This is a genomic window from Streptococcus sp. HMSC034E12 (assembly GCF_001835915.1).
GTDB classification, from domain to species: domain Bacteria; phylum Bacillota; class Bacilli; order Lactobacillales; family Streptococcaceae; genus Streptococcus; species Streptococcus vaginalis.
The window spans coordinates 1-11991 of record NZ_KV826462.1; the positions used below are offsets into that span (position 1 = coordinate 1).

The following is an 11991-nucleotide window of genomic DNA, read 5'->3' on the forward strand; positions in this document are numbered from 1 at the left end:
CTCTTCTTGTCAATACCTTTTTTCATCTTTTTTACTTTTCTTGTTTTTAAGTTTATGCTTTTTTAGTTTAAAGCAGCGAAAAAGGATTCCAAATGTTAGCAGAATCCTCATTTTTCTTTTATTTCGCAACAATATTCACCAATTTAGGTAGCTCCAACAGCTTGAAACGTTATTGAAGGTTGCAGATAAGGCTAACAGAACCTATTACTTGACAACAATATTAACAAGTTTGTTAGGGACTACAATCACCTTAACCACTTGTTTTTCAGCGATTTCAGACTGGATTTTTTCATTGGCAAGGGCAAGCTTTTCAAGCTCTTCTCGGCTTGAGTCTTTTGCGACCACAAGTTTTGCACGAACCTTGCCCTTGATTTGCACGACAATTTCAACCTCATCTTCAACGAGTTTTGCTTCATCCCATGTTGGCCAAGGAACGTATGAAATTGATTCACCTGATTGTGTCAATGTTTGCCACAATTCTTCAGAAAGGTGTGGTGCAAATGGTGCTAACAATTGTACAAAGCCTTTAGCGTAGCCAACAAAGAGTTTGTCTTCTTTATTGGCAGCGTTGACAAATACCATCAATTGAGCAATGGCTGTGTTAAACTTGAGTTCCTCAAGCTGCTCGGTCACTGCCTTGACTGTCTGGTTGTAGACTTTATCAAGTGCGCCACTGTTTTCTACAACAATTTCTTTTGTTGTCAACAAGCGATAGACACGGTCAAGAAATTTGCGTGAGCCTTCAAGGCCTTCTTCAGACCAAGCGATAGAAGCATCAAGCGGTCCCATGAACATCTCGTACACGCGCAGCGTATCCGCTCCGTAACGTTCAACCACATCATCAGGATTCACAACATTTTTAAGTGATTTAGACATTTTCGCCGGAGCTTGCTCCAGTTCTTCTCCAGTTTCGATATGGAAGAATGAACCGTCACGTTTTTCAACCTTGTCACTGGCAATCAGTGCTCCGCGGCTATCACGATAGCTGGTCCCCAAAATCATCCCTTGGTTAAAGAGCTTTTGGAATGGTTCTTTGGTTGGAACGGCACCTAAATCATAAAGGAATTTGTGCCAGAAACGAGCATAAAGAAGGTGAAGCACTGCATGTTCTGCACCACCAATGTAAATGTCAACCGGCAGCCAAGCCTTGAGTAATTCTTCATCAGCTAATTTTTCATCGTTGTGTGGGTCGATATAGCGAAGATAATACCAGCTAGAGCCTGCCCATTGTGGCATTGTGTTTGTTTCACGGCGACCTTTCATCCCATCTTCACGCGCCACTTCCAGCCAATCGGTCAAGTTAGCAAGTGGGCTTTCACCTGTACCTGAAGGTTTGATGTCTTTGGTTACTGGCAATACAAGCGGCAATTGCTCTTCTGGAACAGCTGTTGTTGTGCCGTCTTCCCAGTGGATGATTGGGATTGGTTCACCCCAATAACGCTGACGGCTGAAGAGCCAGTCACGCATACGGTAAGTTACTTTTTTGTTTCCGACACCTTCTGCTTCCAGCCAGTCAACCATTTTATCGATAGCTTGTGCCTTATCAAGGCCGTCTAAGAAGCCAGAATTGATGTGAAGGCCGTCTTCTGTGTATGCTTCTTCCTCAACATTTCCACCTTCAAGAACGGGGATGATTTCCAAATGAAATTGCTTAGCAAATTCCCAGTCACGTGTATCGTGGGCAGGAACCGCCATAATCGCACCAGTCCCGTAGCTGACCAGAACGTAGTCGGCAATCCAGATTGGAATTTCTTTACCATTTACTGGGTTAATGGCATAGCTACCAGTCCAGACACCTGTTTTTTCTTTAGCAAGGTCTGTACGAGCAAGGTCAGATTTAAGGCTTGCTTGGTGTTTATAATCCGCAACAGCCTGCGCTTGATCTTGCGTTGTAATCACCTCAACAAGCGGATGTTCAGGAGCCAAAACAGCATAGGTTGCACCAAATAATGTATCTGGACGAGTAGTAAATACTGTGAAATCTTTATCAGTATCTTTGATTTTAAAGGTCACATTGGCACCAGTTGATTTACCAATCCAGTTACGCTGCATATCTTTGATAGATTCAGGCCAATCAAGGTCTTCTAAATCTTCCAGCAAACGTTCAGCGTAAACTGTGATTTTCAGCATCCATTGGCGCATGGGTTTGCGGACAACTGGGTAACCACCACGTTCAGATGTTCCGTCAGGAAGTACTTCTTCGTTAGCGATGGCTGTACCTAGTTCTTCAACCCAGTTAACTGGCACTTCCGCTTCATAGGCCAAGCCCTTTTCGTAAAGCTTGGTGAAGATCCATTGCGTCCACTTGTAGTAGTTTGGATCTGTAGTATTTACTTCACGATCCCAGTCGTAAGAGAAGCCAAGCGCATTGATTTGACGTTTGAAGTTGGCAATATTTTCTGCCGTAAACTCAGCTGGGTCATTACCTGTATCCATTGCGTATTGCTCGGCAGGCAGCCCAAAGGCATCCCAGCCCATTGGGTGAAGAACGTTGTAGCCTTGCGCACGTTTGAAACGACTAAGAATATCAGTCGCCGTGTAGCCTTCTGGGTGTCCTACGTGAAGACCAGCACCAGACGGGTAAGGGAACATATCCAACGCATAAAAATTTGGTTTGTCAGCGTCTGTTCCTGTTTTAAACGTATGATTTTCCGCCCAATAATTTTGCCATTTTTTTTCAATTGATTTGTGATTATAAAAAGTCATTGATTCACTCCAATTTTGTGATGTTATTATTATACCATTTTTAGGCGATTTTAAAAGGCATAATTAAGGAAAGTCTGTTTCTATATTCTCAAACACAAAAAAACAGCTGGTCATTCGGTACTGCACCCCAATAATGGGATAGAAGAAAAACACTTTTTAGGCGACCAGATTTCTGCAATCCACAGGAGACTGGTCGTTTCATCTCTGTTGAATTCTAGTTTCATTATAAAATATGATGTAGATTTGACAATATCTGTTCTACTATCTTTGGTTAAGTTTCTCCAGTTATGGAGATAGAAGGTTTCAGACTTTAGGACAGAATGAAACCATTCGATACAGGCATTATCTGCTGGTGTTCCCTTGCGGGACATAGAGCGGGTGATGCTTTTTTCTGTGCAAGCCTGATAATAAGCTTTTGAGGTGTAGACAGAGCCCTGATCGCTATGCAAGAGCGCTCCTTGAGACACATTCAGTTAGTTCAAAGTATCCAACACAAAGTCCGTATCTTGGCAATCTGAGATGGTATAAGCCACAATCTCACGATTATAGAGATCCATGATAGAGGACAGGTAGAGTTTACAGTTTCCAAAGTAGAGGTAGGTCATGTCTGTGACAAGGTTATCCCTCTTCTTGAGCAATCGGGTGATGGTACGGTAGCCGTAGATAAACTGATTTCCCATACAGATTCGCTCTATTTTTTCTACCACCTCGTCCCTTTTTTAGGCTTCTCACCTTCTACTTTCCAACGGTAGAAAGTGGATCGTTTGATACCAAAACAGTCCAGAATGACTGAGACAGGGTAGACTTTCTTGTATTCTTCCACCAGCTTGATAAGACTTACTTTGTCGATGACCTTACCAAGCTCCGATACTTTTTTAGCAATTCCACCTGTAGGCGTAGTTGTTCCGCTTCGGATAGCTGTTCCATTCCTTTACCGTAGGTATATTGTTTCCCCACAGGTTGGTGGAAGCGGTGCAGTTCATCATTTCGATACCATCGCCACCAGGTTTTGACCTGACTAACATTTTTTATGCTCAGAGTCTCCATGATAACCTTATTGGACTTACCTGCTTTCTTCATTTCGATACAGGCTAACTTAGTTTCTACCGAATACGCTTTTTTGACCATAACAAAACCCTCCTGTTTCTAGTTTACTAGAAACAGGAGGGTTTTTCTTGTGTCTCATTTTATGGGGCTAGTGCCTTCCAACTGGTTTTAAGTAAAGTGAACCATTACCAAATAATCACGCGGTCTTCTGGTTTGCGCCACATGCCATCGCCTTCTTTAACATCAAAAGTCGTAAAGAAATCATCAAAGTTTGGCAATTGAACATTTGCCCGAAGTTTTCCAGGAGCATGCACGTCCACGCTGGCTAGCATCTGCATGAACTCTGGCCGAGCTTTCATGCGCCAGATACGGGCAAAGTTAGTAAAGAATTCTTCTGCAGAGAAGTCTGCTTCTTTCTTAGCGGCTTCCAGTGCTGCCGCAATACCACCAAGGTCTGCAATATTTTCTGAAACAGTTAGTTTCCCATTGACTTTAGCACCGTAAGAATCCTGTCCGTCAAATTGCTCAATCACCTTTTGAGTACGTGCTTGAAAGGCCTCGTAATCTTCTGACTTCCACCAATTGTTCAAACTTCCGTGTTCGTCAAATGAAGCTCCATTTGAGTCAAAGGCATGAGAAATTTCATGAGCAATCACCGCACCGATTCCACCATAGTTAGCTGATGAAGATTGATGTAAATCATAAAATGGCGCTTGGAGAATGGCTGCTGGGAACACAATTTGATTTTGCTGTGGGTCATAATACGCGTTGACCATATGGGCTGGCATGTGCCATTCACTGCGATCCACTTCCTTGTTCCACTTGCTCCATGTATGCGCAATAGAAATTTTTGCTAAATTTTGAGCATTCTCCACCAAACTCAAATTCTCATCAATCACTTTTTTCGCATAGGTTTCTGGCAATTTCTCTGGATAGCCGATATGCGGTGTGATGACATTGAGTTTGACAATCGCTTTGTCACGTGTTTCCTTAGCGAGCCAATCCGCCTTTTCCAGACGCGACTTATAAACATCAATCATAGCAGCAACTTTGTGCTCTACATCTGCTTTTGCTTCAGGTGAGAATTTTTCTCCCGCATACCACAAACCAAGTGCTTGGTTATACGGACCTTGCGCTAACTGGTAAGCTGCCTTTTCTTTTGGACGTGGTTCTGGGACACCTGAGATAGCGCGTGCATAGGTACCTGAAAGGACACGAATTTCTTCAGTGAGCAAAGAAGTCCATGCTCCAGTAGAGAATAACTTCAGTGCCGCATGCAAATGCTCCCAATTCTTTTCTGAATAACATTCTGCTGCAAAGTCTTTCCAGAAACGCTCTTGAGGAACAATCACTTTGTCTGGGACTTGTCCCAAAATCTCTGTAAAAATCGCGTCAAGCGGCAATTCTGGAGCTAGCTTCGTAAAATCTGCCCAATCGTAAGGATGATACAATTTCACATATTCTGAACTTTCTTCATTTGACAGGACATACTTGGCTAATTTAGCATCCAATTCCAGATATTTATCCAAAATATCTTTTGTTTCCTCTGCCGAAAAGCCAAATTTAGTCAACAATTCTTCCTGCATTTTCCGCCAGATTGCCAGCAATTCCTTGCCTTTTTCATTTCCTTCTTCATAGTAGGTTGTATCTGGCAAAATGATTCCAGGTGCATCGGCCCAGAGAACATTCATTTGCGCATTCATAAAGTCTGGAGCAACATCAAAAGTAAAGAAATTTGGCTTTCCAGCCATTTCATATTCAGCAATCTTATCTGCAAATTCCTTAAAAGAGCCAAGCGCTTTATATTCTTCCACAAGCGGCATCGCTGGAGCAACTCCTGCTTGTTCCCGTCCGTCAAAATCTGCCACCAAACGATGGTATTTCACAAAATTTTGCAAAATTGGATCATCCGGCACATCTTGACCTGCTAACCATTTATCAGTTGTAGCCAGCATCAATTTTTCAATATCTTGATCCAGATCCATAAATCCACCTGTCACAGGCTTATCATCAGGAATAACTGCTGTTTTTTCCCATTCACCATTGACATAGTCAAAAAAAATCATCTTGTAAACGTGTCATCTTGTTCTCGCTTTCATTGTTTTATCTTAATCCTATCAAAAAAGTTCTGAATAATCAAACTTTAATCAAAAGAGATTTTCTGTCAAACTTTACTTCTGATTTTTCTTAAAAATTCTAAAAATTAACTTGACTTAATTTTTATTTTAATGTATATTAACAGTAGAGGGGGGTATAAAAATCATACGTATCGAAAATTTAAGTGTCTCTTATCAGGAAACACTTGCTCTTAATCAGATTTCTTTGGAAATCCAAGGCCCAACTATCATGGGAGTTATTGGCCCCAACGGAGCTGGTAAATCCACTCTTTTAAAAGGAATGTTGGGTATCATTGACCACGCTGGACAAACTTATCTTGATGATAAAGAATTCTCAAAAGTGCTCAGTCACGTAGCTTATGTGGAACAAAAAATTCACATTGACTACAACTTTCCTATCAAAGTAAAAGAATGTGTATCGCTTGGACTGTATCCAAAAGTGAAATTGTTTCACAGACTAAAAAGCACAGACTGGGACAAGGTGACAAATGCGCTGCGCATTGTCGGCTTAGAGGATTATGCTGAACGCCAAATCAGCCAGTTGTCAGGAGGGCAATTTCAACGGGTCTTGATTGCGCGCTGTCTGGTACAAGAAGCAGACTGTATCTTTCTGGACGAACCGTTTGTCGGGATTGATTCGATCAGCGAAGAAATTATCATGACAACGCTACGCAATCTAAAAGAACAAGGAAAAACGATTCTCATCGTCCACCATGACTTAGGAAAAGTCCCGCATTATTTTGATCAAGTTTTAATTTTGAATAAAGAACTCATTGCCATTGGGGAAACTTCATCAACTTTCACAGAAGAAAACTTGAAAAAAGCTTACGGCTCTCAGCTTTTTGTGAATGGAGGTCTTTAATATGTTTTCAGAATTTCTTGATGGACTACAAAATTTCCATTTTTTACAAAATGCACTGATTACGGCCATTGTCATCGGGATTGTTGCTGGAGCAGTTGGTTGCTTCATTATCCTAAGAGGCATGTCCTTGATGGGCGATGCCATTTCACACGCAGTCTTGCCAGGAGTTGCACTCTCCTTTATTTTAGGAATCAACTTCTTTATCGGAGCCATTGTTTTTGGGCTTTTAGCTTCGGTCATTATTACTTATATTAAAGGAAATTCAATTATCAAAAGTGATACTGCCATTGGAATAACTTTTAGTTCCTTTTTAGCTCTTGGAGTCATTTTGATTGGAGTTGCGAATAGTTCAACCGACCTTTTCCATATTCTTTTTGGAAATATCTTAGCTGTGCAAGACATTGATATGTGGATTACAATTGGTGTAGGAATCGCTGTTCTAATTATTATTGGACTATTCTTCAAAGAATTATTGATTACATCTTTCGATCCACTTCTGGCAAAAGCGATGGGGATGCCAGTCAATTTTTATCATTATCTCTTGATGATTCTCTTGACGCTAGTTGCAGTTACAGCTATGCAAAGCGTGGGAACGATTTTGATTGTTGCCATGCTGATTACACCTGCTGCTACTGCTTATCTTCACGCTAACAGTCTTAAAACGATGATTATCTTGTCTTCTAGCTTGGGGGCAATTGCATCTGTCTTAGGACTTTTCATTGGCTATACCTTTAATGTTGCGGCTGGCTCAAGCATTGTACTGACATCCGCCATTATCTTTGCCATTAGTTTCTTTATCGCTCCAAAACAACGATTTAACAAACTAAAAAATAAACCCAAGCTAAAATAAAATTAGTATTTCATTTATTAAAGGAGAACCTTATATGAAAAAATTAGGTTTTATCGCCGTTCTGTTTTTAGCCATCATCGGGCTTGCTGCCTGCGCTGGTCAAAAAGGAACTTCTGCCAACAAATCTTCAAAATTGAATGTTGTTGCTACCAACTCGATCATCGCTGATATTACCAAAAATATCGCTGGTGATAAAATCAATCTGCACAGTATCGTTCCTGTCGGAAAAGATCCACATGAATACGAACCATTACCAGAGGATGTGAAAAAAACATCAAAAGCTGATTTGATTTTCTACAATGGTATCAATTTGGAAACCGGCGGAAATGCTTGGTTTACAAAATTGGTCAAAAATGCGAAAAAGACTGAGAACAAAGATTACTATGCTGTAAGTAACGGAGTGGATGTTATCTATCTGGAAGGTCAAAATGAAAAAGGGAAAGAAGATCCTCACGCTTGGCTCAATCTAGAAAACGGAATTATTTATGCTAAAAACATTGCAAAACGTTTGATTGAAAAAGATCCTAAAAACAAAGAAACTTATGAAAAGAATCTGAAAGCTTATACTGCAAAACTTGAAACATTGGACAAGGAAGCAAAAGCAAAATTCAATAATATTCCTGCTGAAAAGAAAATGATTGTTACAAGCGAAGGTTGCTTCAAGTACTTCTCTAAAGCTTATGGTGTCCCATCTGCTTATATTTGGGAAATCAACACTGAAGAAGAAGGAACTCCAGATCAAATCAAAACATTGGTTGAAAAACTTCGTAAAACAAAAGTACCATCACTCTTTGTTGAAAGTAGTGTTGATGACCGTCCAATGAAGACTGTTTCAAAAGATACAAAAATTCCAATTTATGCCAAGATTTTCACTGATTCAATCGCTGAAAAAGGAGAAAAAGGCGATAGCTACTACGACATGATGAAATGGAATTTAGATAAAATTGCCGAAGGTCTTAGTAAATAAGAAATATAAAAGGAGCCGGAAATGATTACCAGTTCCTTTTTACTTGAAATCCTTCTTGAATAAATAAGCCTTTCATTCTCTGAAACAAGCGGTTATCGGCTGTATTCTTAAGTTATTTTTGATATACTAGTATGATAAGGAGTAAAAGGACAATATGACCCCAAACAAAGAAGATTACCTCAAATGTATTTATGAGATTGGTACGCATACTAAAAAAATTACAAATAAAGAAATTGCCGCCCAGATGCAGGTGTCTCCCCCAGCTGTCACAGAAATGATTAAAAAGATGAAAGCCGAAAAATTGATTGTAAAAGATAAAACAAGCGGTTATTTACTGACAGATCTTGGTTTACATCTTGTTTCTGAGCTATATCGCAAGCACCGTTTAATCGAGGCTTTCCTCGTACATGATTTGGGATATACGACTGATCAAATCCATGAAGAAGCGGAAGTCTTAGAACACACCGTTTCAGAATTATTTGTCGAGCGCTTAGAAAAAATGCTGGATTTCCCAGAAACCTGTCCCCACGGCGGAACCATTCCTGCAAAAGGTGAATTATTGGTCGAAAAATACCAATTGACTTTAGATCAAGTTGAAAATGCTGGGACCTATCGTTTAACACGAGTTCACGATGAATTTGAATTATTAAAATATTTGGAAAAACACGATTTACATCTGGGAGATACGCTGATTCTGGAGCAATACGATCCTTACGCTCAACTGTATGCGCTCAAGGTCAATGGAAAAGAGCTGCAAGTCAACTCTGCTATCGCTCAACAGCTTTATGTGGAAAAAAATATAAAAGGAAGTCGAAACTGATAACATTAACACATTGGAGACTGCTCAATGCGTATTGAGTTTTATCCTAGAAAGCAAACAAGTCTGGAACAGTTTTGTCCAGACTCGTTTTTATTTATCATTTTCTCAACGATTCTTCGTATCTAACACAATCGTCACCGGTCCGTCATTGACTAACTCAACCTGCATATCAGCTGCGAAAACACCTGTTTTAACAGGTATTTCTCGACCTAGCAATTCGTTAAAATCATCATACAATTGACTAGCCAAGTCTGGTTGAGCAGCGCCTATAAAAGCTGGGCGATTACCTTTTTTTGTATCTGCGTAAAGGGTAAATTGAGAAATAGAAAGAATTTCTCCATTTACGTCTTTGACGGACAAGTTCATCTTGTCTTCATCATCTGAAAAAATCCGCATATTGGCAATTTTTCTCGCTGCATATGCCACATCTTCTTGAGCATCATCTGGAGCAACACCGACTAGCAACAGTAGTCCTTGCTGAATTTGATTATAAAGTTCGTTATCAATCGATACCGAAGCTCGCTTCACACGCTGAATCACTATTTTCATTGTTGAACTTCCTAATTTTCGTTACATTTTGTGAATTAATTCACAAAAACGCAATTTTAGCAAAACATTTCCGCTCTGCTGTCCTCACCTAGCCATTTGTCCGTTTGACAGAATAAACTTCTGGCACGCTCTTAATCTTATCTACAACTGTTGTGAGCATGGATAAATTAGCGATTCCGAAAGAAACATGAATGTTGGCAAATTTCATATCCTTAGTTGGTTGTGCATTCACAGTGGAGATATTTTTTGTTGTATTAGACAAAACTTGCAGCACATCGTTCAAAAGACCTGCTCGATTCAAACCATAAATATCAATGTGCGCTGTGTATTCTTTCGTAGAGGTATTTTCTTCCCATTCGACCTCAATCAAGCGCTGCTCATAATTTTCCTGCGCTCGTAGATTCATACAGTCCTTACGATGAATGGCAACCCCGCGCCCCTTTGTAATGTACCCGACAATCTCATCACCAGGAACTGGATTACAACATTTGGCAATCCGTATCAAAAGCCCTGACGCACCTTGGATAATGACGCCGCCCTCATGTTTGACCTTGAGGGTGTCCTTGTTTTCAACCTTGACTTCACCGCCCTTAACAAGCTCTTCTGCTTCAGCTCTTGCTTTAGCACGCTCTTCTTCACGGCGTTCTCTTTCTGTCAAACGATTAAAAATCGAAACAGCACTAACTTCACCAAACCCAATCGCCGCAAAAAGAGTTTCCTCTGTTTTGTAGCTCGTTTTTTGCAGAACTTCTTCCATGTGTCTTTTGTCCATGTATTTGTTAGCCACATAGCCATTTTCTTGAAATTGTGCTTGCAGAAGTTCTCGACCTTTAGAAATGGATAATTCCTTGTCTTGATTTTTGAAAAATTGACGAATTTTATTGCGTGCCTTGCTAGTCTTAACAAGGTTAATCCAGTCACGACTCGGTCCAAAGGAATTGGAACTGGTAATAATCTCAACTTGGTCCCCAGTTTTTAACTTCGTAGTCAAGGGCACCATGCGACCATTTACCTTTGCACCAACCGCTTTTTCACCCACTTTTGTATGGATTTCATAAGCAAAATCAATCGGTCCTGAGTCTTTTGGCAGCGAACGAACAGCACCATCCGGCGTGAAGACATAGATTTCTTCAGCAAGGTAATTTTCCTTGACGGAATCCACAAAATCCTGTGCATCATTGGACTGGTCTTGGAGTTCCATCATCTCCTTAATCCAATTCATCCCAATCGCCGATTCTTTGCTATCAACCTGCCCTTTAATACCTTTTTTATAGGCCCAGTGTGCAGCAACCCCGTATTCTGCCACTTCGTGCATTTCTTTGGTCCGAATTTGAAACTCAATCGGTCCCTTAGGCCCATAGACGGTCGTATGGATTGACTGGTAACCATTTGCCTTGCGATTAGCAATATAATCTTTAAAACGTCCGGGCATTGGTCGCCAGAGTTCATGAATGTAGCCCAACATAGCATACACATCACTTTGCGTATCTAAAATGCAACGAATAGCGATCAAGTCATAAATCTCATCAAAACGCTTTTTCTTGTCCTGCATTTTCCGATAAATGGAGTAAATATGTTTAGGACGACCGTAAATTTCCCCATGAAGATTACGCTCAGACGCATAGGTTTCAATCTTATGAACCACTTCGTCCACTAACTCCTCACGTTCCCGACGTTTTTCTTTCATCAGGTGGGAAATCTTATAAAACTCTGTCGGATTCAAATATCGAAAAGCTAAATCTTCCAATTCCCATTTGACGCTCGAAATCCCCAAGCGATGAGCCAACGGAGCATAAATTTCCATGGTTTCACGTGAGATGCGTTCCTGCTTGTCTTTTCGCAGATGCTTGAGCGTTCGCATATTGTGCAAACGGTCTGCCAGCTTGACCAAAATGACACGAATATCCTTAGACATCGCCATTAGCATTTTTCGGTGGTTTTCAGCCAACTGCTCCTCGTGAGACATGTACTTGACTTTACCAAGTTTGGTCACACCATCGACAATCACGCGCACATCATGTCCAAACTCGCCTTCCAAATCGTCCAAAGTTGCAGCTGTGTCTTCTACAACAT

7 protein-coding genes and 2 pseudogenes are annotated in these 11991 nt (G+C 40.6%); 4 read left to right on the forward strand and 5 right to left on the reverse strand.

Features of this window, described 5'->3' with window-relative positions; translation table 11 throughout:
- Positions 1-204: 204 nt before the first annotated feature.
- The 3 genes and pseudogenes from leuS to HMPREF2574_RS08190 form a co-directional block, all read right to left on the reverse strand.
- Positions 205-2706 carry a leucine--tRNA ligase gene (gene leuS, locus HMPREF2574_RS08175; RefSeq protein ID WP_070812431.1) on the reverse strand — a complete coding sequence of 834 codons (2502 nt, stop codon included), beginning with the start codon at positions 2704-2706 and terminating at the stop codon, positions 205-207.
- 198 nt (positions 2707-2904) lie between these two features.
- A pseudogene (locus tag HMPREF2574_RS11135) lies at positions 2905-3834 on the reverse strand (IS3 family transposase).
- Between the two features lie 104 nt (positions 3835-3938).
- Positions 3939-5835, reverse strand: a pseudogene (locus HMPREF2574_RS08190) (M13 family metallopeptidase).
- A 177-nt stretch (positions 5836-6012) separates the two neighbouring features.
- Here HMPREF2574_RS08190 and HMPREF2574_RS08195 point away from each other — a divergent pair.
- The 4 genes from HMPREF2574_RS08195 to HMPREF2574_RS08210 all read left to right on the forward strand — a co-directional run bounded on the left by HMPREF2574_RS08195 (position 6013) and on the right by HMPREF2574_RS08210 (position 9369).
- Positions 6013-6732, forward strand: coding sequence for a metal ABC transporter ATP-binding protein (locus HMPREF2574_RS08195; protein WP_021001265.1), 720 nt, complete (start codon positions 6013-6015; stop codon positions 6730-6732).
- A gap of 1 nt (position 6733) precedes the next feature.
- The gene (locus HMPREF2574_RS08200) at positions 6734-7582 is read left to right on the forward strand and encodes a metal ABC transporter permease (RefSeq protein WP_024052641.1); all 849 of its coding nucleotides are present in this window, start codon (positions 6734-6736) and stop codon (positions 7580-7582) included.
- Between the two features lie 34 nt (positions 7583-7616).
- Entirely contained in the window at positions 7617-8549 is a 933-nt protein-coding gene (locus HMPREF2574_RS08205) for a metal ABC transporter substrate-binding protein (RefSeq protein WP_024052640.1), read from the forward strand.
- 154 nt (positions 8550-8703) lie between these two features.
- Complete coding sequence (locus tag HMPREF2574_RS08210) at positions 8704-9369, forward strand: metal-dependent transcriptional regulator (RefSeq protein ID WP_024052639.1); 666 nt, start codon at positions 8704-8706, stop codon at positions 9367-9369.
- A gap of 105 nt (positions 9370-9474) precedes the next feature.
- On the opposite strand, the gene dtd is transcribed toward HMPREF2574_RS08210, so the two are convergent.
- A complete protein-coding gene (gene dtd, locus HMPREF2574_RS08215) occupies positions 9475-9918 on the reverse strand; it encodes a D-aminoacyl-tRNA deacylase (RefSeq protein ID WP_024052638.1) in 444 nt (147 codons plus the stop codon).
- An 88-nt stretch (positions 9919-10006) separates the two neighbouring features.
- A partial coding sequence (locus HMPREF2574_RS08220) for a RelA/SpoT family protein (protein ID WP_070812433.1) occupies positions 10007-11991 on the reverse strand: 1985 nt, incomplete at its 5' end.

Coding starts and splice junctions, on each gene's coding strand:
- leuS (WP_070812431.1), bottom strand. CDS start 2,706: ATGACTTTTTATAATCACAAATCAATTGAAAAAAAATGGCAAAATTAT.
- HMPREF2574_RS08200 (WP_024052641.1), top strand. CDS start 6,734: ATGTTTTCAGAATTTCTTGATGGACTACAAAATTTCCATTTTTTACAA.
- HMPREF2574_RS08205 (WP_024052640.1), top strand. CDS start 7,617: ATGAAAAAATTAGGTTTTATCGCCGTTCTGTTTTTAGCCATCATCGGG.
- HMPREF2574_RS08210 (WP_024052639.1), top strand. CDS start 8,704: ATGACCCCAAACAAAGAAGATTACCTCAAATGTATTTATGAGATTGGT.
- dtd (WP_024052638.1), bottom strand. CDS start 9,918: ATGAAAATAGTGATTCAGCGTGTGAAGCGAGCTTCGGTATCGATTGAT.